20 protein-coding genes are annotated in these 22,529 nt (G+C 71.1%); 11 read left to right on the top strand and 9 right to left on the bottom strand.

The genetic code is table 11. From position 1 onward, the window contains the following. Positions 1-270: 270 nt before the first annotated feature. On the top strand, positions 271-885 hold the full coding sequence (locus HC031_RS28115) for an EthD family reductase (protein WP_167928467.1): 615 nt from the start codon (positions 271-273) through the stop codon (positions 883-885). 59 nt (positions 886-944) lie between these two features. Here the strand turns inward: HC031_RS28115 and HC031_RS28110 are convergent, their stop codons facing one another. From HC031_RS28110 to HC031_RS28100, 3 genes are all read right to left on the bottom strand, one after another. After that, positions 945-1,742: an IclR family transcriptional regulator gene (locus tag HC031_RS28110; protein WP_167928466.1), complete on the bottom strand. Its 798-nt coding sequence runs from the start codon at positions 1,740-1,742 to the stop codon at positions 945-947. A gap of 152 nt (positions 1,743-1,894) precedes the next feature. Continuing rightward, positions 1,895-2,221 (bottom strand): TfoX/Sxy family protein, encoded by a 327-nt coding sequence (locus HC031_RS28105; protein WP_167928465.1) that lies wholly within the window; start codon positions 2,219-2,221, stop codon positions 1,895-1,897. Positions 2,222-2,264: 43 nt separating this feature from the next. Next, a complete protein-coding gene (locus HC031_RS28100; RefSeq protein WP_240943128.1) occupies positions 2,265-3,290 on the bottom strand; it encodes a threonine aldolase family protein in 1,026 nt (341 codons plus the stop codon). Positions 3,291-3,462: 172 nt separating this feature from the next. Here HC031_RS28100 and HC031_RS28095 point away from each other — a divergent pair, with 172 nt between their 5' ends. Then, positions 3,463-3,690, top strand: coding sequence for a hypothetical protein (locus HC031_RS28095; protein ID WP_167928463.1), 228 nt, complete (start codon positions 3,463-3,465; stop codon positions 3,688-3,690). A gap of 102 nt (positions 3,691-3,792) precedes the next feature. On the opposite strand, the gene HC031_RS33580 is transcribed toward HC031_RS28095, so the two are convergent. Both HC031_RS33580 and HC031_RS33575 read right to left on the bottom strand, forming a co-directional pair. Beyond that, positions 3,793-3,966, bottom strand: coding sequence for a hypothetical protein (locus HC031_RS33580; protein WP_240943127.1), 174 nt, complete (start codon positions 3,964-3,966; stop codon positions 3,793-3,795). Continuing rightward, the gene (locus tag HC031_RS33575; protein ID WP_240943126.1) at positions 3,963-4,232 is read right to left on the bottom strand and encodes an alcohol dehydrogenase catalytic domain-containing protein; all 270 of its coding nucleotides are present in this window, start codon (positions 4,230-4,232) and stop codon (positions 3,963-3,965) included. The genes HC031_RS33580 and HC031_RS33575 overlap by 4 nt, the downstream gene beginning before the upstream one ends. A 41-nt stretch (positions 4,233-4,273) precedes the next feature. On the opposite strand from HC031_RS33575, the gene HC031_RS28085 reads away from it, so the two are divergent. The 6 genes from HC031_RS28085 to HC031_RS28060 are packed head-to-tail and all read left to right on the top strand — an operon-like array spanning position 4,274 to position 10,444. Further along, on the top strand, positions 4,274-4,714 hold the full coding sequence (locus HC031_RS28085; RefSeq protein ID WP_167928462.1) for a phosphatase domain-containing protein: 441 nt from the start codon (positions 4,274-4,276) through the stop codon (positions 4,712-4,714). A 46-nt stretch (positions 4,715-4,760) separates the two neighbouring features. Beyond that, positions 4,761-5,201, top strand: a complete 441-nt coding sequence (locus HC031_RS28080; RefSeq protein ID WP_167928461.1) for a MarR family transcriptional regulator — start codon at positions 4,761-4,763, stop codon at positions 5,199-5,201. Further along, complete coding sequence (locus HC031_RS28075; protein ID WP_167928460.1) at positions 5,202-6,425, top strand: MFS transporter; 1,224 nt, start codon at positions 5,202-5,204, stop codon at positions 6,423-6,425. A 45-nt stretch (positions 6,426-6,470) separates the two neighbouring features. Beyond that, positions 6,471-7,178 carry a GntR family transcriptional regulator gene (locus HC031_RS28070; protein ID WP_205863338.1) on the top strand — a complete coding sequence of 236 codons (708 nt, stop codon included), beginning with the start codon at positions 6,471-6,473 and terminating at the stop codon, positions 7,176-7,178. A gap of 7 nt (positions 7,179-7,185) precedes the next feature. Next, positions 7,186-8,601: a hypothetical protein gene (locus tag HC031_RS28065; protein ID WP_205863337.1), complete on the top strand. Its 1,416-nt coding sequence runs from the start codon at positions 7,186-7,188 to the stop codon at positions 8,599-8,601. Beyond that, entirely contained in the window at positions 8,594-10,444 is a 1,851-nt protein-coding gene (locus HC031_RS28060; RefSeq protein WP_205863336.1) for a GMC family oxidoreductase N-terminal domain-containing protein, read from the top strand. Before HC031_RS28065 ends, HC031_RS28060 begins: the two co-directional genes overlap by 8 nt. Before the next feature lie 4 nt (positions 10,445-10,448). Here the strand turns inward: HC031_RS28060 and HC031_RS28055 are convergent, their stop codons facing one another. Further along, on the bottom strand, positions 10,449-11,489 hold the full coding sequence (locus HC031_RS28055) for an extracellular catalytic domain type 1 short-chain-length polyhydroxyalkanoate depolymerase (RefSeq protein WP_167928459.1): 1,041 nt from the start codon (positions 11,487-11,489) through the stop codon (positions 10,449-10,451). A 133-nt stretch (positions 11,490-11,622) separates the two neighbouring features. Here HC031_RS28055 and HC031_RS28050 point away from each other — a divergent pair, with 133 nt between their 5' ends. Then, the gene (locus tag HC031_RS28050; protein ID WP_167928458.1) at positions 11,623-12,324 is read left to right on the top strand and encodes a TetR-type transcription factor C-terminal domain-containing protein; all 702 of its coding nucleotides are present in this window, start codon (positions 11,623-11,625) and stop codon (positions 12,322-12,324) included. Positions 12,325-12,336: 12 nt separating this feature from the next. Then, positions 12,337-13,902, top strand: coding sequence for a long-chain-fatty-acid--CoA ligase (locus tag HC031_RS28045; protein WP_338090868.1), 1,566 nt, complete (start codon positions 12,337-12,339; stop codon positions 13,900-13,902). A 12-nt stretch (positions 13,903-13,914) separates the two neighbouring features. On the opposite strand, the gene HC031_RS34580 is transcribed toward HC031_RS28045, so the two are convergent. Both HC031_RS34580 and HC031_RS28035 read right to left on the bottom strand, forming a co-directional pair. Further along, the gene (locus tag HC031_RS34580; RefSeq protein WP_167928457.1) at positions 13,915-15,384 is read right to left on the bottom strand and encodes a diguanylate cyclase domain-containing protein; all 1,470 of its coding nucleotides are present in this window, start codon (positions 15,382-15,384) and stop codon (positions 13,915-13,917) included. A 139-nt stretch (positions 15,385-15,523) separates the two neighbouring features. Then, the gene (locus HC031_RS28035) at positions 15,524-16,018 is read right to left on the bottom strand and encodes a flavin reductase family protein (protein ID WP_167928456.1); all 495 of its coding nucleotides are present in this window, start codon (positions 16,016-16,018) and stop codon (positions 15,524-15,526) included. Between the two features lie 195 nt (positions 16,019-16,213). Here HC031_RS28035 and HC031_RS28030 point away from each other — a divergent pair, with 195 nt between their 5' ends. Beyond that, positions 16,214-17,827, top strand: coding sequence for a diguanylate cyclase (locus HC031_RS28030; protein ID WP_167928455.1), 1,614 nt, complete (start codon positions 16,214-16,216; stop codon positions 17,825-17,827). Positions 17,828-17,875: 48 nt separating this feature from the next. On the opposite strand, the gene dnaE is transcribed toward HC031_RS28030, so the two are convergent. Next, a complete protein-coding gene (gene dnaE, locus HC031_RS28025; RefSeq protein WP_167928454.1) occupies positions 17,876-21,418 on the bottom strand; it encodes a DNA polymerase III subunit alpha in 3,543 nt (1,180 codons plus the stop codon). Positions 21,419-22,529 lie beyond the last annotated feature (1,111 nt).

Genomic DNA, 22,529 nt, shown 5'->3' with positions numbered 1-22,529 from the left:
CAAGCCCTGGGTCATGCTTGAGCCTTTCGTCCAACGGGGCCGACGCCCCGGCCGTGCCTCTGCCTCGAGGTCGGTCAGACGGTAACGACGAGGTGACGCGCGGCACAGACGTTTCTGCTATGTAAAAAACCCCAGCTCAGGTCCGGGCACTGTGGTCGCGAGGTTTTCCGCAGGCTGGAAAGCCGTGGCTATCGCCGGGCCATTCTGCTCGAATCAGAAATTCGATCGGACCGTAGGTCCGATCACCGGGTCTACGGTAAGGAACCAGCCGTGCTGAAGAAGCGGATCGTACTTTTGCGGAAGCGGGCGGACGTGCCCTTCGATGCATTTGACGAGCACTGGTCGGGGCCGCACGCGGCGATCGTCTCCGCATTACCGGGAATCAGGGAGTACGTGCAGAACCCGGTGGTCGAGCACTGGTCGACCAGATCGGTCGGCAGGTCGGTCGACGGGATCGTCGAGGTGTGGTTCGACGACTCGGGGGTGGCGTCCGCCGAACAGCACACATCCGAGGCGCAGCAGGACGACGAGGTCACGTTCATCGGCTCGCTCACGGCTTTCACAGTGACGAACCGGGACAGCTACGACCCCGAGTCGAAGGTCTGGATCCTCGGCGAGGAGCAGTTCGATCCGGCGATCTTCGCCGAGGCCGTCACCGATCTCGGGCCGATCCAACTGATCCAGACCGAGCCCGAGGACAGGCACCGGTTGATGGAGCGCCCCCGGCTGGAGCGCGAGAACGCCGCGCCCGCAGGCATCCTCGTGATCGGTGCGCCGAAGCAAGTCGCTCACCGGGTCTATGAAGCGGCGGTGAAGACCGCCGAGTCGGCAGCTGGTACGGGTGAGATCCGCGTGCTGCTGACCAGTTCTCGACGCATGATGTGAACTCCGCCGGCCGCTCGCGGGAATCCGCTTTTCGCGGCCCGCCCAAGGCGTGGCGCGGATCAGGAGACCACGAAGGCCGCGGCGCGCAGGCGCGCCTCCATCTCCTCACGGGCTGCGCCGATGAGGGCAATGGTCCGCGGTGCCACGAGGAACTGCGAGCGCACCGCCGGGACCGACACGGCGAATGAGGCGATCAGGTTCGAGGCGCTGTCGTGGATCGCCGTTCCGACCGCCCAGACGCCGCGCTCGGTCTCCTCGCGGTTGAGTGCGTAGCCGATCTGGCGGATGCGCTCCAGCGAGCTGACGAGCTGACTGAATTCACGCTCCTCCATGAAGTCGCCGGCCAGGCGAGCCGAGGGGCTGCGGTACAGTCGCTCGAGCTCCGATCGGTCAAGTTCGGCCAGCATGGCCCTCCCGCCGGACGCGCGCCGGGCGTCCAACACCGTGCCGGTGCGCTCACCGACGCGGACCACGTGGCTGCCCTCGACGGAGGCGAGAAACCGCACCCGCCCGCCGACACGGAACATGAGGCTCACCGTCTCGTCGATCCGGCCCGACAGCAGTTCCAGATGTGGCAACAGCAGGTTCTTGAGCTGACGGGTCCATGGAGCGTTGGACGGGCCGACACCGAGCGCCGGACCCGGCGAGTACGCGCGCGACTCGTTCTGCACCGCGAACCCTCGGTAGACCAGCATCGCCAGCAGTCGGTGCGCGGTGGAGGCCGAGGTTCCGAGTTCCCGGGCGATGTCGGACAGACGTGCCTCGCCGGTGTCCCGCAGGATCTGGATCAGGCGTAGCGCGTGGTCGACCGAGGCCAGGGCGTACTGCGGGCGCTCGTACACTTCTTTGTTTTTCATCAAGCCAACTTCTTGCTGATCCGAGCAGCGTAGCTGCGGAAAGGCATAGTAGCTGGTGCTCTGCGGCGGAGATGCCGGCCGCCGGGTTCGAGGTAACGCGGGTCCCGCGGCCCGGACCTTCGTCGGCTGAACCGAACTCGGGGAGGTCGCGGCTACTTCGGCGGCAGCGTCGTGACGAACGCGGCCGCGTCCGCGATCCAGCCGTCGAGGGCCTCGTCGTCGAGTTCGTCACCGGCCACGAGTACCCAACCCCGCATCGCCCGCCCGGTGAAGTCGAACACCCTCGCTCCCGGCCGGGCGAGCGCCGCCTCGGCGTTGTCCGGGCCGACCCGGACCATCAGGTCGTCACCCGCGACGCCGACCAGCATGTTGCCGGCCAGGAAGAAGACCAGACAGCCGAACATCCTCTTCTCGTCGACGCCGAACCCGTGCCGCAGCCGGTCCCGGATGCGTTCCGCCAGCGCGTCGTCGTAGGCCATCACGGGATCGTACGATCACCGCGGGATCAGCCGGGACGCCGCCTCAGCCCCGGTGGCTGGCGGCGCGGCGGAGGAATCGTTCACCGACCTCGGCGATGTCCTCGGCGGTCCATTCGAGGGCGGGCGCGGCTACCGTGATCTCGGTCATCGCCAGGCCCGGCACGTCGGTCTCCCGCCAGCCGGCGGCGAACCACACCTTCTCCTCCTCGGCGAGCGCCAACGCCGCGTCGTTGAGGGCCTGCGCCGGGTGGGGCAGCCAGAGCCGGAACTGATGGGTATGCGGGGGCTGCGGATGCACCCGCGCGCCGGGAAGCGCCGTGAGCGCCGTCGCGACCGTCGGTGCGTGCCGCACGTGGTCGGGGATGCGCGGCAGCTCCCGGTCGAGTCCGGCCAGTGCCGAGAGAACGGCCGGCCACTGCTGGAACAGCATGCCGCCGTAGCGGTGCCGCCAGACGCGGGCGTAGGCGGCGAGTTCGGCGGTACCGGCGAGCGCCGCGCCGCTGATGCCGCCGAGCGTCTTGTAGAACGAGACGTAGGTGCTGTCGGCGAGCGCGGTGATCTCGCTGAGGGCGTGCCCCAGGTGCGGGACGGACTCCCAGATCCGGGCGCCGTCGAAGTGCACGCGCGCACCGATGGCCCGCGCCGCGGCGGACACGGCGGTGAGCTCGCTCCAGGAGGGGAGGACGAAGCCGGCGTCGCGCAGCGGGAGTTCGATGACCACGGTGCCCACCGGGTCGGCGAGCGCGGTGATCTCGTCGGCGGTCGGGTTGCGGGGCACGGTGGTCGGCCAGGTGCTGCGCAGGCCGCTCAGGTGGGCGTAGGCGTGCCGCTCATGCACCTCCTGGTGGCCGAGCGGATGGACCGCGACCGTGCGATTGCCGGTGCGGTCCGCGCCGTAGCGCAGCGCGACCTGCTGGGCCATCGTCCCGGTGGGGAAGAAGACAGCGGCCTCGGTTCCCAGGAGGTCGGCCACGCGCTCTTCCAGCGCGGTCACCGGGCCGTCCCCGTAGAAGTCGGGAAGGCCGTCAAGGTCACCACTCGCGTCCAGGGCTGCGAGCCGCTCTCTCATGGTCGCGGGCCGGACCCCGGAAAGGATACGGTCACAGGATCGCATCGCGGCTGTCCGGCGTTGCGGGGTGTTGTCGGACAGCGAGAGATCTTCGCATGCCGCCTGGTCGGTGTGCGCGAAGCACCAGGGCGACAAGGTTAGATGTCGCTCAGTACCGGGAACGTGTGCTGCCATGAGCACTGCGACCGACCATGATGCGATATTCGTCGGCGGCCCGCGCGACGGCGAGCTGTTCGACTCCAACGACACCGGACTGATCCAGTTGGAGATCGGTGGCCTGGTCCACCGGTACATCCGCACCACCGCGCACCGGGATCGGGACGGCCGGTCGTACCTGGTCTACAACTACGACGGCGAGGTCGACCCGAGGGGTGCGCAGTCCGGCGCGGAGACGCGGTAGCCCGCGCCGGCCTCGCGCGGTCCCTGCCATGATCGGCGAAGGTGTTGCGGCGTTATAGGCCCGTGAAGGTTTCAGGATCATGCGTTGTCCGTGCATGATCATTCAGCGGCGGGGGTTGGCGGTGCCGCTGTAGACGCCGGCCAGGGAGATCGTGCCGTCGCGGCGGACCGCGTCGATCGCCAGATGCAGCGCGGCCAGTCGGTCCACGCCCGCCTCCATGTCGACCGCGTCGACGACCGGGTCCTGGCCACGGCCACCGGTCAGTTCGCGGATCACGTCCGCCACGTCGTCGTGCCGGGTGAGGTCGAGGACCTCGACCCCGTTGGCTCGGCCTGGCCGCCCGGTCCCTGACCGTAGAGCCTGGTGTACCCGAACAGTGCGGCGCCTATGTCCTCGCCGCGTACCTGGGTGGTCTCGCACTGGCTCATCGGACCCTGTGCGCACAGGTAGCAATGTCCACATGAGATGTTGAATGGGATGACCACGCGGTCGCTGGCGCGCACGTTGGTGATCGCCGGGCCGACCTCCTCGACGATGCCCATCGGCTCGTCCCGAGATGGTGCGGTGGGGCTAGGCTCCGGTCGTGGTCGCCACCTGGGATCCCGCGGCCGACGGTGTGCTGCGGCTGCCCTCGGGACGCCTCGTCCGCGGTCGGGGTCTGCGCCGTCCCCTTCCGGCGGGGCCGCTGCCCACGTTCGCGTTGTATCTGCTGGGCCACGAACCGCCCGCCGTGGCCTGGGAGAGCCGGTGGGTGCGCTGGCCCGACTACCGGTTGCCGTCCGACCGCGCGGCGGCCGCCGACGCGCTGCGCGAGGCCTGGGCGCGTGCGGCGGACGAGCGGGTCGAGATCGCCTGCGCCGGCGGGCGGGGCCGAACCGGTACGGCGCTGGCCTGCCTCGCCGTGCTGGACGGGGTGTCCGGCCGCGAGGCGGTGGCCTACGTCCGGGCGCACTACGACCGGCGGGCCGTCGAGACGCCCTGGCAGCGCCGCTTCGTCGCCCGCTTCCGCCCTGCTGACGTGTGAGGCGAGTTACTTAGCCACCCTAACGAAATTTAGTTAGGGTGGCTAAGTGACCGGTGACGAGGGGATCCTGGCGCGCGAACTGCGCCCGCTGGTGTTCCAGCTGTACCACCTGGTGCGGAGGCACGCGCCGCAGCGCGACCTCACCCTCACCCAGGGCGCCGTCCTGAGCACCCTCGTGCGCGAAGGGCCGCAGCGGGTCAGCGCGCTCGCGGCGATCGAGGGCGTGAAGGTGCCGTCGATGACCGACGTCCTCGGCCGGCTGAAGCGGCTGGGCATGGTGACCAGCGGCCCCGACCCCACCGACGGGCGCGCCGTCGTGGTGGCCGTGACCGCCGACGGCGCCCGGTTCTACGCCGAGGTGGTCCGCGCGCGCGAGGAGTACCTGCGCGGCCGGCTCGCGACGCTCACCGGTGCGGACCGGTGCGCCATCGCCGCCGCGCTGCCCGCGCTGCGACGACTGCTCGACCTTGATTCGGAAGGACGTTAGATGCACACCCACCAGCACCCCAGCCTGATCGGCGCGGTGAAGGGGCAGCCGAGACAGGTCTGGATCACCGCGTTCGCGGCGGTGATCGCCTTCATGGGAATCGGCCTGGTCGACCCGATCCTGCTGTCGATCGCGGAGGGGTTGCATGCCACCCCTTCCCAGGTGACCCTGCTGTTCGCCTCCTACCTGGGCGTACAGGTGGTGGCCATGCTGCTGACCGGGGCGTGCGCCGCCCGCTTCGGCGCCAAGCGCACGGTGCTCACCGGGCTCGTCCTGATCGTCATCGCCACGGCGGCCTGCGCCATGGCCAACTCGATCGGCGTGCTTATCGGACTGCGCGGGCTGTGGGGCCTGGGCAACGCCTTCTTCATCGCGACCGCCCTGTCCGTCATCGTCGGCGCGGCCACCGGCGGCCAGCAGGGCGCGATCCTGCTCTACGAGGCGGCGCTCGGCCTGGGCCTGTCGGTCGGTCCGCTGCTGGGCGCCCTGCTCGGCAGCGTGTCGTGGCGCGGGCCGTTCGCCGGTACCGCGGTCCTCATGGCCATCGCTCTCGTGCTGTGCGCGGCGTTCCTGGCGCCGGATTCCCGCGCGGCCCGTCCGCGGGTCGCGCTGCTGGACCCGCTGCGGGCGCTCGGCCACGGCGGCCTGTTGCGAACGGCTGCCGGCTCCGCGCTCTACACGGCGGCGTTCTTCACCGTGCTGGCGTGGACCCCGTTCGTGCTCGGGTTCAGCGCGGTCGAGATCGGGCTGGTCTTCTTCGGCTGGGGGCTGTGCGTCGCGGTCGCCGGCGTGGCGCTCGCGCCGAAGCTCGCCGCCCGGCTGGGGGAGCGGCACGCCACGGTGGTGGCCGTGCTCGGGTACGCGGTTCTGATGGTGCTGCTCGCGGTGCCGAGCAAGCCCCTCGTGGTCGTCGGGGTGATCCTCAGTGGCCTGGTCTCGGGGCTGCTCAACACCCTGTTCACCGGCACCGCCATGAGCATCAGCCCGGCGCCGCGACCGGTCGCCAGCGCGGGCTACAACTTCTGCCGCTGGCTCGGCGGCGCGCTGGCCGCGACGCTGGTCGGCCACGTCGCCGGGTGGCTGGGCTCGCCGCACGCGCCGTTCCTGGTCGCGGCGGTCTGCTGCCTCGTCGCCGGCGCGCTGCTGGCGATCCGGGGACGGGCCGGGCAGCCCGACCCGCACACCGTGCCCGCCGAGGCGGTGCTGGTCGGCGAGGAGCTCTGACCCCAGCTATTGACTTGGATGGATGGGTAGGGCGAGAGTGGAGCAGTGGATGAGCCACTGGTCCAGCCGATCTCCCGGCAGGGTGTCGTCGACGCGCTCGTGGCGCGGCTGCGGGCCGACGTGCTCGCGGAGCGATACCCGCCGGGGGCCTACCTGCCACCGGAGCGGGACCTCGCCGCCCGGTACGGGGTGACCCGAACCTCCCTCAAACACGCGCTCGTCCGGCTCGTCGAGACCGGCCTGCTGGAGACCCGGCACGGCGTGGGCACCCGGGTCCGCGACTACAAGCGCGACGCCGGCGCGGATCTGTTGCCGTTCCTGGTCGCCGAGGCGGGCCCGGACTGGCTCGCCGAGATCTTCCAGGCCCGCCGCGAGATCGGCGCCCTCGTCGCCGCGGCAGCGGCCGAGCACGCCACGGCCGCGCAGCGGGAGCACCTGCGGACGCTGGTCGACGACGTGCGCGCCGCGCCCACGACCGACGTGGCGCAGCAGGCCGAGTGCGCGGTGCACCGGACGCTGGCGGCGGCCTGCCGCAACAGGGTGTACGCCCTGCTGGTCAACTCGCTGCTGCGGGCGTACGACGAGGTCCGCCACCTGTTCGCCGCGCCGTTCGCCGACCCGGTGGCGGCCGCCGCCCGGCTGGCAGGCCTCGTCGCCGCCGTCGCCGCCGGGGACCGGCGGGCCGCGCACGCCGCCGCCGAGGCGTACTACGTCGAGACCGAGCGGCTGATGCTCGCGCAACCGGCGGAGTGAGGCCGCCGTGAGGACCGCATTCCGCGAGGTCATGACAGGCGACGTACGGCTGGCCGGCGAGCCGGCCGCGCGGGCGATGCGGCTGGAGCTGCGCGCCGAACTGCCCGGGCTGCTGCACCCGTGGATGGCGGCCACCGCCGAAGTCACCGGCCATGTCCACGTCGCGGGCAGCGGCGACGACCCGGCGGCCCCGGACTGGGCCGACGACCCGGCCGCCACGGGCATCCTGGAGATCGCGCCGCTGCGCGCGCGGCGCATCCGGTACCGGCTGTCGTTCACCACGGCCGACGGGCGCCGGCTCCACCTGGACGGGTGGAAGTCCATCCGGCTCGGCCGGCCGGTGCGTACCATGACCCGGCTGCCCGCGACCGTGCTCGACGACTCCGGACGCGTCGTCGGCGAGGCCCGCCTGCGCTTCGCGCTCACCCGGCAGCTACTGCCGATGGCGGTGAGCGTGCGGACGCGTACGGACCCGCCGCCGACCGCCGCCGACCTGCTGCGGCCGCGCTGGCGGGGCCGACCCGGCCGGCTCGAGGTCTGGTACGCGACGATCACCGAACCCCGGACCGGCACCGGCCTGTGGCTGCACCACGAGCTCGTCGCGCCCGGCGACGGCGCCGCCCCGTACGCCCACGGCTGGACCGGCGTCTTCCCGGCCGGGGCCGCGCCGGTGCTCGCGCGGTTCGGACCCGTGCCGTGGCGCGCCCCGGACGGGCCCGAGGTGTACCGCGCCGGCGAGGTGACCGTCAGCGCCGACCGGCTGCGCGGCAGCGCCGGCGACCTCTCCTGGGACCTGCGCCGCTGCGGCGGCGGGGCGCCGCTCTACACGTTCCCGCGCTGGGCGTGGCGGCACGACGTGCTGCCGGCGGCCCAGATCGTGCCCCTGCCCGCGGCGACGTTCACCGGCACGCTCCGGTACGGGCAGACGGTGGTCGAGCTCGCCCGCGCGCCGGGCAACATCGCCCGCATCGACGGGCACGGCAACGCCGCACGCTGGGCGTGGTTGCACGCCGACCTCGGCGGCGGTGACGTGTGCGAGGTGGTCGCCGCGGTGGCCGCCCGCCCCTGGCTGTCGCGCCTGCCCGCGCTGCCGATGGTCCGGTTGCGGGTGGGCGGCGTCGACCTGCCCGGAGGTGATCCGCTGCTGGGTGCGGCCCGGCTGCGCGCCGACCTCGACCTTCCACACTGGACGGTCACGGGCCGGCTCGGCGGCGCCCGGCTGCGCATCGACGTCATCCAGCCGGCCGACCGTACCCTGGCCGTCGAGTACGTCAATCCGGACGGCAGTCCGGTGGTCTGTCACAACACCGAGCGGGCGCACGCGCGGATCGTCGTGGAGCGCCGTACGGGCGGGCAGTGGCGTACCTGGCGGTCCTGGACGCTGGACGGCACCGCCCACGCCGAGGTGGGACGCCGTGAGTGAGCGGGCGCTGCGGGCGGTCGCGGCGGCCGTGCTCGGCGTCGACGACGCCCGCGCGCGCGTCGTGGCGGCGCGTGCCGTCCGGCTGGCCGGCGCCTTCCCGCGCCCGGTGGCGGCCGGGCTGCGGGCGGCCGCGGTGACGGTGAACGCGGCGGCGTACGCCCGCACCGGCACCGGCCTCGCGGCCCTCACGCCCGACCGCCGGGAGGCAGTGTGCGCCGCGGTCACCGCCCTGCCGGGCGGCGCCCAGTTGCTCGACGCGCTGAAGACGGTCCTGCTGCTCGCGGCGTCGGACACCGCAGTCGCCGCGATGCCGCGCCAAGCCCGGGCTGACCGGCTGCCCGCCCGGCCCGACCGGCTGCCCGCCCGGCCCGACCCGCTGCCCGCCCGGCCCGACCCGCCGCTCACCTGCATAACGGCTGCCGAGTGGCCGGCGCGGACCAGCGCCGACGTCGTGGTCGTCGGCTCCGGGGCGGGTGGGGCGGTCGCGGCGCGCGAGTTCGCCCGCGCCGGGGCCCGCGTGGTCGTGGTCGAGGAGGGCCGCCGCTTCACCGTCGACGAGTTCCGGCGACTGCCGCCCGCCGACCGCTTCGTCTCGCTGTACCGCGACGGCGGCGCCACGTTGGCCCTCGGCCGGCCGCCCGTGCTGCTGCCGCAGGGGCGTGGCGTGGGCGGGACGACCCTGGTCAACTCCGGCACCTGCTACCGCACCCCGACGCGGGTCCTGCGCCGCTGGCGCGACGCGTACGGGGTGCCCGTGGCCGACCCGGCGCACTTCGATCGCCTGCTCGACGAGGTCGAAGCCCTGCTCGCGGTCGCGCCGCAGCCCACCGATGTCCTCGGCCGCAACGGCGCGCTCGCCCTCGCCGGCGCGCGCCGCCTCGGCTGGCGGGCGGCGCCGCTGCGGCGCAACGCGCCCGGCTGCGCCGGATCCTGCCAGTGCGCGGTCGGCTGCCCGCGCAACGCCAAGAACGGGGTACACCTGAACGCCCTGCCGCAGGCGTGCGCGGCCGGCGCGGTCATCGTCACCGGCGCCCGCGTGCGGCGCCTGCTCGTCACGGGCGGCCGGGCCGCCGGGGTGCGCTTCGGCGAGCACGAGATCCTCGCGCCGCTCGTCGTCGTCGCGGCCGGCGCCGTCGAGACTCCCCGGCTGCTGCGCCGCTCCGGCCTCGGCGGCCACCCCCAGCTCGGGCGCAACCTGGCCGTACACCCGGCGGTGAGCGTGGCCGGCCGCTTCGCCGAGCCGGTCGTCTCCTGGTCCGGGGTGCTGCAGAGCGTCGGCATCGAGGAGCTGCACGACGACGGCGTGCTCATCGAGGCGACCGCCGGCCCGCCGGGGCTGGTCTCCTTCGTGCCGCCCGGGTACGGGCGGACGCTGCGGGCCCAGCTGGACGGCGCCGACCGGCTCGCGACGCTCGGGGCGATGGTCGCCGACGTCCCCGGCGGTCGCGTCGGCGCCCGCACCGTGCGGTACCGGCTCGCGCCGACCGACGCCGACCGGTTGCGGGAGGCGATCGTGGCGATGGGGCGGGTGCTGCTGGCCGCCGGCGCCGACGAGGTGCTCACCGGGATCGAAGCCCGACCGTACGCGCGGACCGCCGACGAACTCGCCGCCGCGGCCGCGTCGGCAGCCCCCGCCGATCTGCATCTCGCCGCGTTCCATCCCGGTGGCACGGCCCGGATGGGCGCCGACCCGGCCCGGGCTCCGGTGGATCCGGCCGGCCGGCTGCGAGGCGTCCACGGCGTTCTCGTCGTGGACGCCTCGGCGCTTCCCACCTGCCCGGAGGTCAACCCGCAACTGTCCATCATGGCCCTTGCGCTCGCGGTGTCCCGGGCGGCGGCGTGACCGGCTAGGGCTTTGGATGCGCCAGGAAGAAGTCCCAGGTGATGCCGGTCGCGTCCGGTCCGGACGGATCACCGTACAGGCTGCACCAGCAGCCGCCTGGGTAGACGTGCCCGGCGCCATTGATCATGTACTTCTCGACGAGCGCCGCGCCGGCCGACGTCCGGTAGATGGACCGCGTGTACGACCGGCCGCCCGGCACCTGTCCGGGGATCACCTGGGCCGGTGCCGCCTGGACGTCGACTCCGGCGAGGTTGTCGGTCTCGACCCACTGTCCGACGATCCGGTCGGCGGTGTCCGGCGGGACGATCTTGTCTGCGGTGCCCTGGAAGATGAGGGTGGGTACGGCGCGGGCCCGGCCGCCCATCTCCCGGTACGCGTCCCGGCCTGACTCCGCCGGGGGTCGGTGCGTGATCACCCCGGCCTTGTACTCGCAGCCGGCCAGGATGCTCACGGCGGCGAAGACATCCGGATAGGTGACCGCCATGATGTTGGCCATGCACCCGCCCGCGGAGACGCCGGTGACGTAGACGCGGTGGGCGTCCACGGTGTACCGCCCACGGACCAGGTCGGCGATGCCCACGATGGCGGACGGTTCGGGGCCGCCGCGGTGCTGGTCGAACGGCAGCATCCAGTTCCAGCAGGCGGCCGGGTTGTGCAGGACGGGCTGTTCGGGAAACACCACGATGAACCCGCGCTGCTCGGCCCGCGCGCTCCACCCGGACAGCAGATCGAAGCCGATGTCGTTCTCGGTGCAGCCGTGCAGCGCCACGAGCAGCGGCATGGGGGTCCCCGGCCGGTAGGACGAGGGGACGTACCCGTGGTACGGGTGGACGCCGCCGAGGCTGGCGTAGACCCCGGCGAAATAGGTGCCGGACGAGGTGCCGCCGGTCGCGGCGCGGGTGGGGGAGGCGGCGGCGGTCGCGGTCGTTGCCGGTACCAGACCCAGCACGGCGGCGACGAAGGCGATGAGGACCAGCCGTTTCCGGGCGGCGCGGCGGCGGGTGGGCGCGGGTCTGATGGACGGTTCTCGCTGGGGCTCGGGCATGTCGTCGCCCTTCTCTGCGGCGGGAGTACAAACCGACAACCGGCAGTACAGATTGATGTATGTGACTGTGTAACGCGTGCGCTACGGTGTCAACCAATCGTTCGTGTGGTGACAACACACAGGGGGTGGGGCCGTGGCGCGTACCCGGCCGGAGACGCGGCGAGTGGAGGAGGCGGCGGTCGACCTGCCCGAGGGCGTGGCGCCGCCCGGCACCCGGGGCCGGATCCTGCGTGCGGCGTTGAAACTGTTCGCCGAGTACGGCTACTACGGAGCGTCGATCCGGGACATCGCCGCGGCGGTCGGCATCAACTCGGCGACGTTGTATGCGCACTATCCGTCGAAGGAGCAGCTCCTCGCCGACCTGATCGTGGTCGGCCACGAGGAGCTGCACCGTCGCCTGCTGCGCGCGCTCGTGGAGTCCGGCTCCGATCCGGTCGAGCAGCTGGCCGCGCTGGTCCGCGCGCAGGTTCTGGCGCATGCCGACTTCCCGCTGCTCGCCGTGGTGTCCAACCAGGAGCTGCACGCGCTGTCGCCGCAGGCGGCCGCGCCCGCGCTCGCGCTGCGTGAGCACTCCGCCGAGCTACTGCTACGGGTGCTCGACCTCGGCGCGCAGCGGGGCATCTTCGCCGTGCCCGACGTCCGGCTCGCGGCGACCGCGATCGGCAGCATCGGCATCCGGGTGGCCAACTGGTTCCACTCCGGCGGGGCGTACAGTCGCGAGCGGGTCGCCGACACGTTCGCCGAGTTCGCCCTGCGGATCGCGGGCGCCGCCGCGCTACCCGGAGACGCGGGCACCACCGGCCCACCTCCGGTCGCCGGCCAATCGATTGGTTGACAGGCCCGTCGCGTGAGCCATACGGTTCGCACCACGTCGGACATGCCGGAGCGCGGCGACGTACGCGCCGGCTGGGGAGGAGACCCGGTGACCAACCTGGCTGCCAACCTGCTCAGGACCGTTTCCCGCTTCCCGGACCGGCCCGCCCTGCGGCTCGGTGACCAGGTGATGAGCTACGCCGACCTCGACGACGCGTCCGCCCGCGTCGTGACGTACCTGCGGTCCTGCGGTGTGGGGCCCGGCGACCGCGTGGGACTGATGCTGCCGAACGTGCCGCAGTTCGCCGTCGCCTACTACGGCATCCTGCGTGCCGGCGCCGTGGTCGTACCCATGAATCCCCTACTGAAAGGGCGCGAGGTTGACTTCTACCTCGACGACTCGCAGGCCGCGGGGATGCTGGTATGGCACACGGCGGTCGGCGACGGCGCGCGCCGCGACGACCCGGTGCACCTGGTCGTGGAGCCGTCCGGCTTCGCCGAGGCGCTGGCCGCCTACGAGCCGACGCCCGGCCTCGTCGATCGGGACGGCTCGGACATCGCCGTCATCCTGTACACCTCCGGCACCACCGGGCAGCCGAAGGGCGCCGAGCTCACGCATGACAACCTCCGGCGCAACGCCGAGGTGTCGGCGTCCACCCTGGTGCACCTGACCCACGAGGACGTGGTGTTCGGGGCGCTCCCGCTGTTCCACTCGTTCGGGCAGACCGTCGCGCTCAACACCGCGGTGCTCAGCGGCGCCTGCCTCACCCTGCTGCCCCGGTTCGACCCGGAGCAGGCGCTCGACATCCTCACCGCGCACAACGTGACCATGTTCGCCGGCGTGCCGACGATGTACGGGGCCCTGCTCAACACCGTCGGCACGGGGGAGGTCGACCTGTCGGCGCTGCGGGTGTGCGTCTCGGGTGGCGCGGCGCTGCCCGTCGAGCTGCTCCACCGGTTCGAGCGCAGATTCGGCACGATGATCCTGGAGGGGTACGGGCTGTCGGAGACGTCCCCGGTCGCCTCCTTCAACCACCCCGACCGGCAGCGCAAGCCCGGCACGATCGGCACCCCGATCGACGGCGTGGAGATGCGCGTGGTCGACGCGAACGGCGACGACGTGCCCGACGGCGAGGTGGGCGAGATCGCCATCCGCGGGCACAACGTCATGAAGGGCTACTGGCGCCGGCCCGACGCGACCGCCGAGGCGATCGTGGACGGCTGGTTCCGCACCGGTGACCTGGGCCGCCGCGACGCCGACGGCTACTACACGATCGTCGACCGGACCAAGGACATGGTGATCCGGGGCGGGTACAACGTCTATCCCCGTGAGGTCGAAGAGGTTCTGTACGAGCACCCCGCCGTCGCGGAGGCGGCCGTGCTCGGCATGCCGCACCGTACCCTCGGCGAGGAGGTCGTCGCCGTGGTCGCCCTGCGGCCCGGTGCGTCGGCGACCCCGGACGAGCTGCGCGAGCACGTGAAAAGCCAGATCGCGGCGTACAAGTACCCCCGCCACGTCTGGATCATCGACGCCCTGCCCAAGGGCGCGACCGGCAAGATCCTCAAGCGGGCGATCGCGGTCCCGCCGCAACAGGTCTGACCCGCGCGACAGCTAGGCCGCGGTTCCGGAGTCCGCGGGCGCCGGCCCGCCGACGAGCTGCCCGTCGGCCCGGTGGCGCAGCTTCGCCTCGTACATCGCCTCGTCGGCGCGCCGGATCAGCTCGTCGGCGTCGACGAGACCGTCGGAGGTGACGGCGCCGACGCTCGCGCTGATCGCGATGCGTTCGGCGCCGATCTCGATCGGCGCCGACAACGCCCAGACGATGTGGTCGCGCAGGCGCGCCACCGTCGCCGGTGATCCGTCCTCGCAGAGCACGAGGAACTCGTCGCCGCCGTAGCGCGCCACCGTGTCCGCGCTGCGCAGCCCGGCGCGCAGCCGGTTGGCGACCTCCACCAGCACCCTGTCTCCGGTCACGTGGCCGAGCCTGTCGTTGACCAGCTTGAACCCGTTGAGGTCGCAGAAGAGCAGCACGACGGCCGGTCGCCCGGTGGCGCGTTCGCGCGCGATAGCGGCTTCCAGTCGCGCCAGCAGCTCCGCCCGGTTGGGTAGGCCGGTCAACGCGTCGTGGGTGGCCTGGTGGACCAGCGCATGTTCGGCAGCGTCCCGTTGCCTGGAGAGTCGGTGGATACGCAGCATGACAAAGGGCGCCACGGCCACCGTGCCGATGGCGATCAGCAGGCCGTCGGCGGGCAAGCCGATCACCTGGCGGACGCCACCGATGACCGGGGCGACCACCATCGCGGCGCCGAGAAAGACGAGCCGACCGCCGCTGAGCCGGTCGACCGGCGCCGGCCCCGGCTGGCTCAACTCGTGGATGGTCGGGTGCAGGGCGGCGGCGCCGACGCACAGGTATGCGATCAGGAAGAGAGTCTCCACCCACCGCGGCCGGTCGACGGTCATCGACCCGCTCGTCAGCGCGAGCGCGGTGTTGCCGACAAGCGCGATCAACAGCGCGTACACCAGGAGTTGAAGCGCCAGCAGTCGCCCGCCGACGAACCACAACCGGCCCAGCGCGCCCAGCACTCCGGAGAGCACGAATATCGTGACCAGCACGGTGATGCGCGCGGTGAGCGGGGCGCCGATCGCCGCCAGTCCGGGCTGCAGCAGGCAGGCCCACAGCACGCTGCCGAGACCCATCAGCGCGACCGCCCCGTCGAGCAGGCCGCCGAGGTCATTGCGACCCCGGATGACCACAAGCGTCAGCGCGGCGGCCAGGATGAGCGCATGTCCGACGGTTACCACCTCGTCGCCGAGGGCCCGGACGGCTCCGCCACCGGCGGCGGTGATCCAACTGCCGAACGCCAGCACCACCATCGCGGCAAGCAGCAGCGACCAGGGCAGGCGGGTACGGCCGGTGCTGTGTCGCACCAGCAGGCTGAGCGGCACGAGGGTGGTCGCCAGGATCAGCGAGTACGACACCGGGCGGGCGCCCGCCGGCAGCACCTGATGCACCGCCACCGCGGCGCCGGTCAGCACGGCGTAGTACATGAAGGCGCGGAGACTGCGCGGCGTGGTGCCCACGGTCGCCTTTATCGGCCCGGGTGCATGAGAGTTGAGGGTTCGCCCGAGGCGGATCGGTGGTGCACGGTCTGAGGCTAGGATCCGGGGCTTCGATCGGCAACAGTCTGTGTGACCGAGACCGGGCCGGCCGGGTGCGGGCTCAGGCAGGGTGACCGGGGTTCAGGTCGGACACATCGGAGAACATCAGCGGCGGCCGCGTGGGGTCTCCCACCGCGTCGCGCGGCCTGAGCAGGAAACCGGTGTGGTTGCCCAGCGGGAACCGGTCGAGTACCTCGCCGACGAAGTGGCGGGGACAGTCACTCAGGATCGGTACCCCGGCCGGCCCCGGCCGCCACGAGCACCGCGCGAACTTGTCCACTTCGTCGCCGGTCCGGCCGCCGAACAGCGCCGCAAGCTCCCGCTGTTTCCGGTCCGGCCCGTGGACGGCCAACACATCGGCGTACATCGCGATCCGGTACGTGAAGTTGTTCTGCGACAGGCAGACCAGGAACCGGTCGGGTCCGAGACTGCACTGGGTGGTGAAACCGACGAGGCAGCCGGCCTTCACGCCGGTCTCCCGGTGCACGGCCGTCACGATGACCATGGGGTAGTCCATTCCCGCCAGGAACGGGTCCACGTCACCATCCACGTTCATGGTCGCAGACTATCCCCCGACGTGCGTCGGCTGACCGGAATCGGTGCACGCCGCCCTAGCACCGGCTGTAGTGAAACAGTTACGAAGAGTTCTCAATATTGGCGCAAGCACGTCGATGATCCAGAGCGAGGCGGCGATTCGCGCGGTGCGATCCGGCCGCCGGCCGGTGTGGGTCTTCTGCTCAGGAGGTGCGACGTGCTTCAGTGGCAGCCGTACGTCCTGATTCCGCTCGTCGGTGCCGTGGCCTGCGCGATCGTCGGCTGGTCGGCGTGGCGACGACGGCGGTCGACCCCCGCCGCGACCGCGCTGACGTTCACGATGCTGGGGCTCGTCGAGTGGGGCGTGGCCACCGCCGTCGGGATCAGCTTCACCGACCTCCGGCTACAGACCGCCTTCGGCCTCGCCATCTACCCCGGCGTGACGCTCGTGGTGTTCAGCGCCTTCTGGCTGTGCCGTGCGGTCGTCGACCGCGATTCGCGGTTCTCGCGGCGGGCGAAGGTCCTGTTCGCGATCGAACCCGTCGCGATGACGGTGGCGTCGGCCACGAACGGCTGGCACCACCTGGTGTTCTCCACCACCCGGCTGGTCGGCCACCCGAGCCTGCTCGTCCCGCAGGTCGGCGTGGTCTTCTGGCTGCACAGCGCGTACAGCTACGTGCTTTTGACAATCATGATGTACCGGCTGGTCCGGGCGCGCCGTACCGCGACCGGGCTGCACCGGCGGCAGATCACCAGCGTGCTGCTCGGCTGCGGCTTTCCGATCACCGCCAACGTCGTGACGCTGGCGATGTACACCGGCGGCGGCAGCGTCGACCTCGCGGTCGTCGGATTCGCCGGTAGCGGGCTGACCTTCTGGTGGGCGCTGTTCCGGCAGGGGATGCTGCAGCTCGTACCGGTGGCCCGCAGCGTCGTCTTCGAGCGGGTGAGCGACGCGCTGATCGTTCTCGACCGGGAAGACCGCGTGCTCGACCTCAACCCGGCCGCGAGCAGGCTGCTCAGGCAGATCGGGCCCAGGCTGCCGGAGAACCTCGTCGGGGAACGGTCCCACCTTCTCGTCCCCGGTCAGGGACCCGGATACCGGATCAAAGACGGCGAGTACGTCGTCCAGGCCGGAGCGCGGCAGATCGACCTGGACGTGCGGTCCAGCGAGCTGACCGACCGCAGCGGCGCGTCGATCGGACGGGTCGTGGTGGTGCGCGACACGACCGAGCTCAACGACAAGAAGCGCGAGCTGACGGCGGCCAACGCCCGGTTGCAGGATCAGCTTCGCACCATCGACCGGCTCCGGGCCGACCTGGCCGAGCAGGCCATCCGTGACGACCTGACCGGCCTGCACAACCGGCGGCACCTGATCCGCACCATGGAGGCGGAACTGGCGCGGGCCGGGCAGACTGGTGGGCCGCTGGGCGTGGTGCTGCTCGACATAGACCACTTCAAGAGCGTCAACGACCGGTTCGGCCACGCCGTCGGCGACGAGATGCTCGTGGCGATCGCCAAGGTGCTGGCGTCGGCCGCCCGGCAGGGCGACACCGTGGCGCGGTACGGCGGCGAGGAGTTCGTCGTCCTGCTCCCCGGCGCCACCCCGGACCAGGCGTGGAACCGGGCGCAGGAGTGGCGCCGGCTGTGCGCCTCGACGTTCGTACCGACCGGGCAGGACCGGCTGCGCGTGACCTTCAGCGCGGGAGTGGCGTGCTTCCCCGAGTCCGGTACCTCCGCGGCCCAACTGCTGCACGCGGCGGACAAGGCGCTGTACCGGGCCAAGGCCGAAGGTCGCGACCGGGTGCTGCTCGCCGACTCCCTCGCCGCTTAGGCGCCTGCCCTCGTTCTTACGCGCCTGCCCTCGCCTTTTACGCCCCGCTCATTCGATGCCGCCTGCCCCCAGCAGCATCTTGACCTCCGAGCGGAATGCGATGTCGTTGTTGACCTTGAAGTCCGGTCCGAGGGCCAGCAGCAGGGCACCACCGTCGCGCTTGCGCAGCCGCAGGTGCACGGGCACGTCGCCCGGATGCGCCGACAGCATCTGCCGCAGCTCCTGGGCCAGCTCCGGGGTGACCCGCTCCAACGGCGCTACCAGCGTGATCGGCGGCTCCTGGCCGGCGACCGTGTTGGGCACGTCCAGCAGGGCCATGTCCTGGCCGAACACGCTCGTCGCGCCGTCGCGCTTGCTGACGTGCCCGGACACCTTGACCACCGTGTCCTCGACCAGGTAGTCACGCAGCAGCTCGTAGGACTTGGGGAAGAACAGCACCTCGATGCTGCCGCTGAGGTCTTCGAGGTTGACGATGGCCCAGGTGGCGCCCTGCTTGGTGATCTTGCGGGTGATGCCGGAGATCATGCCCGCGAGGACGACCGGCTTGCGGTCCGGGGTGTCCTCCTCGAGGACCTCGCTGATCAGCTGTTCGGAGTTGGCCTTGAGAATTCGCTCGGTGCCGGCGAGCGGGTGGTCGGACACGTACAGGCCGAGCATGTCCCGTTCGAATGCGAGCTTCTCCTTCTTGGGCCACTCCTGGCCGCTGAAGTTGAAGTCCAGACCGACCGGCGTCGACTCCGTGGTCTCCTCCGCCATGAGGCTGCCGAACAGGTCGAACTGGCCGGCCGCCTCCTGCCGCTTGACCCCGACGATCGCGTCGATGCCGGCTTCGTGATGGGCGACGAGGTCGCGCCGGGTGTGCCCGAGCCCGTCGAAGGCGCCGGCCTTGATCAGAGATTCGATCGTACGTTTGTTGCACACGACCAGCTCGGACTTGGACAGGAAGTCGGCGAACGACGTGTAGCTGCCCTTCTTCTGCCTGGTCTCGACGATCGAGTTGACGACGTTGGCGCCCACGTTGCGCACGGCACCGAGGCCGAAGCGGATGGTGTCGCCGACCGGGGTGAACGGGCCGGCGGACTCGTTGACACACGGCGGCAGCACCTTGATGCCCATGGCGCGGCACTCGGAGAGGTACAGCGCCATGGTGTCCTTCTTGTCGCCGACGCTGGTGAGCAGCGCGGCCATGTACTCGGCCGGGTAGTTGGCCTTCAGGTACGCCGTCCAATACGAGATCATCCCGTAGCAGGCGGTGTGCGCCTTGTTGAAGGCGTAGTCGGCGAACGGGACCAGGATGTCCCACAGCTTCTGGATCGCCTCGTCGGAGTAGCCGTTGTCCCGCATGCCCTGGCGGAACGGCACGAACTCCTTCTCGAGGACCTCCTTCTTCTTCTTGCCCATCGCACGGCGCAGGTTGTCGGCCTTGCCGAGGCTGTAGCCGGCGAGCTTCTGCGCGGCGCGCTGCACCTGCTCCTGGTAGATGATCAGGCCGTACGTGATGTCCAGGATCTCGGCCAGGGGCTCCTCGAGCTCCGGATGGATCGGGGTGACCTCCTGCAGGCCGTTCTTCCGCAGCGCGTAGTTGGTGTGCGAGTTCGCGCCCATCGGTCCGGGCCGGTACAGCGCCAGGGCCGCGGAGATGTCTTCGAAGTTGTCCGGCTTCATCAGGCGCAGCAGCTGGCGCATGCCGCCACCATCGAGCTGGAACACGCCGAGCGTGTCGCCGCGGCCGAGTAGCTCGTACGTGGGCTTGTCGTCCAGCGGGAGCTTCAGCAGGTCGATCTTCTTGCCGGTGGTGGCCTCGATGTTCTTGACCGCGTCGTCGATGATCGTCAGGTTGCGCAGGCCCAGGAAGTCCATCTTCAGCAGGCCGAGCGACTCGCAGGTCGGGTAGTCGAACTGCGTGATGATCGAGCCGTCCGAGTCGCGCTGGACCAGCGGCACGTGGTCGATCAGCGGCTCGGCGGACATGATGACGCCGGCGGCGTGCACGCCGAGCTGGCGGACCAGGCCCTCCAGGCCCCGGGCCACCTCCATCACCTTGGCGACGTCGGGCTCGTTCTCGGTCAGCTGGCGGACCTCGGTCGCTTCGGCGTACCGGGGGTGCTTGGGGTCGAAGATGCCCGACAGCGGGATGTCCTTGCCCATCACCGCCGGCGGCATCGCCTTGGTGATCTTGTCGCCGAGCGCGTACGGGTACCCCAGGACCCGGCAGGCGTCCTTGATCGCGGCCTTGGCCTTGATCGTGCCGAACGTGGCGATCTGCGCGACCCGGTCCGAGCCCCACCGCTCGGTGACGTACCTGATGACCTCACCGCGCCGACGTTCGTCGAAGTCGATGTCGACGTCGGGCATCGACACACGCTCAGGGTTGAGGAACCGCTCGAAGATCAGGCCGTGCTGCAGCGGGTCCAGGTCGGTGATGCCCAGCGCGTACGCCGCGATGCTGCCGGCGGCCGAACCACGGCCCGGTCCGACCGGGATGCCGTTGTTCTTGGCCCACATGATGAAGTCCGCCACGACCAGGAAGTAGGCCGGGAACCCCATCTGGGAGATGATGTCCATCTCGTACTCGGCCTGCTTGCGGTGCTCCTCGTCGTAGCCTTCCGGCCAGCGGCGCTCCATGCCCCGCCAGACCTCTTTGCGGAACCACGACTCCTCGGTCTCACCCTCGGGGACCGGGAACTTGGGCATGAGGTTGTAGAACTCGAACATGCCCTCGGTCTCGACGCGCGACGCGACGAGCAGGGTGTTGCGGCACCCCTCCTGCCACGCGTCGGACGAGTCGATGGCGTACATCTCCTCGGCGGACTTGATGTAGTAGCCGGTGCCGTCGAAGCGGAACCGGTTCGGGTCCGACAGGTTGCTGCCGGTCTGCACGCACAGCAACGCGTCGTGCGCGTCCCGCTGATGGGCGAACGTGTAGTGCGAGTCGTTGGTGACCACCGGCTTGATGTCGAGCTTGCGGCCGATCTCCAGCAGGCCGTCGCGGACCCGCTTCTCGATCTCCAGGCCGTGGTCCATCAGCTCCAGGAAGTAGTTCTCCTTGCCGAAGATGTCCTGGTACCGCGCCGCGGCCTCCAAGGCCTTGTCGACCTGGCCGAGCCGCAACCGGGTCTGCACCTCACCCGACGGGCAGCCGGTCGTCGCCATGATCCCGGCCGCGTGCTCGGAGATCAGTTCGGCGTCCATCCGGCCCTTGACGTAGTACCCCTCCATGGAGGCCCGCGAGTTGAGCCGGAACAGGTTGTGCAGGCCTTCGGCGTTACGCGCCCACATCGTCATGTGGGTGAAGGCGCCACCGCCGGAGACGTCGTCGCGCTTCTGCTCGGGCGTACCCCAGAAGATCCGCTTCTTGTCGAAGCGGGACGCCGGTGCGATGTACGCCTCGACCCCGATCACCGGGGTGATCTCAGCCGCCTTGGCCTGCTTGTAGAAGTCGTTGGCCCCGTGCATGTTGCCGTGGTCGGTGATCGCCACCGCCGGCATCCCCAGCCGCTTGGCCTCCCCGAACATCTCCTTCAACCGGGCCGCGCCGTCCAGCATCGAGTACTCGGAGTGAACATGCAGATGGACGAACTGGTCGGTCAAAGTGATCCCCCCGGATACGGCGCGGACCTATGACCGTAGTCGTGAACCGGCCGCCGGAGTGAGTGCGTATGGGCGTGTCGCGGCGCGTCTCACTGAGGAAAATCACTGCCGGGCGGTACGGCGCTTCGGCGCCCCGGCCGGCGCCCCGGCCGGCGCCCCGGCCGGTTGGCGGCCGGGGGCGCCGTCGGCAGTCGGAAGCCGTCGACGACGTTGCCGGTCCCGGTCCCGGAATGAAAGGCACCGGGTCGGCGTTGTTCGGGGTCCACGGGCCGGCCGGCAGATGCTCGAGCCGGGTTCTCGGACCTGGTCCAGGCCCGGACCTGTCTCCGCGGGAATGCGGGCCGCCAGGGGGCCCGGCTGTGGCCGACATGGTTGGCCGATCGGAGCGCCGGCTTCGGGGACAGATCCCGGAGCGACGGCCTTGACCTGGAAGTGGCCTGGTCCGGACCGAGCGGTTCGGTGCCGGTGGGCCCGGCAGGGGAGCGGAACGCGCCCGAGCGGTGCTGAAAACACAGGTACGGCGCGGTGAGCGTCTCGGTTCCCGGTGGTCCGTCCTTCCGGACGGCCGGGTCGGGATGTGACGCAGGACAACGGTCGCGGGTTTGACGATCGTGATCCGCCGTGGGTACGTTTCTCTCCGCCCACGGGACCGCCGGAGAACTTCTCCGGGGGTGCGGTGGGTGATCCCGGGCGGGTGGCGCGTCAGCGCCGGCCTTGACCGGCACCCGACTGGGTGACCGCTTCGAGTGACCGAGTGAGGTCGATTTGGAGCGCATCCGGGGGTCGGGTAGAGTGAACGACCGGCAGGGAACCGGGCGAGTGCGGTGCGGGAGCGCCGTGGCGGTCGGCCTGTCAAAATCCTTCGATGTTGTGTCGTTGGTTGTCTGCTGCGCTGGTACGCGGATCGGACAGTGGGTGCCAAACCCGGCAAGCCGGGACTTGACACCACGAACCGGACGGGATAACGTTAGGGAGTTGCCCCGGATGCGGGCCGTGGATGCGGTGCGGGTCTGGTGTGTGGTTGTTCTTTGAGAACTCAACAGGGTGCTTGTAAAGCCAGTGCCAAAGTATGTTTGATACCCCGGCCGGCTGTCCCTTGGGGGATGGTTGG

Source organism: Planosporangium thailandense (assembly GCF_011947195.1).
Lineage (GTDB): Bacteria > Actinomycetota > Actinomycetes > Mycobacteriales > Micromonosporaceae > Planosporangium > Planosporangium thailandense.
The sequence above is the reverse complement of the archived record's forward strand: the minus strand, read 5'-3'. Positions and strand labels throughout refer to the sequence as shown.

Coding starts and splice junctions, on each gene's coding strand:
- HC031_RS28110 (WP_167928466.1), bottom strand. CDS start 1,742: ATGAAAAACAAAGAAGTGTACGAGCGCCCGCAGTACGCCCTGGCCTCG.
- HC031_RS28105 (WP_167928465.1), bottom strand. CDS start 2,221: ATGGCCTACGACGACGCGCTGGCGGAACGCATCCGGGACCGGCTGCGG.
- HC031_RS28100 (WP_240943128.1), bottom strand. CDS start 3,290: ATGAGAGAGCGGCTCGCAGCCCTGGACGCGAGTGGTGACCTTGACGGC.
- HC031_RS28095 (WP_167928463.1), top strand. CDS start 3,463: ATGAGCACTGCGACCGACCATGATGCGATATTCGTCGGCGGCCCGCGC.
- HC031_RS33575 (WP_240943126.1), bottom strand. CDS start 4,232: ATGGGCATCGTCGAGGAGGTCGGCCCGGCGATCACCAACGTGCGCGCC.
- HC031_RS28075 (WP_167928460.1), top strand. CDS start 5,202: ATGCACACCCACCAGCACCCCAGCCTGATCGGCGCGGTGAAGGGGCAG.
- HC031_RS28055 (WP_167928459.1), bottom strand. CDS start 11,489: ATGCCCGAGCCCCAGCGAGAACCGTCCATCAGACCCGCGCCCACCCGC.
- HC031_RS28035 (WP_167928456.1), bottom strand. CDS start 16,018: ATGAACGTGGATGGTGACGTGGACCCGTTCCTGGCGGGAATGGACTAC.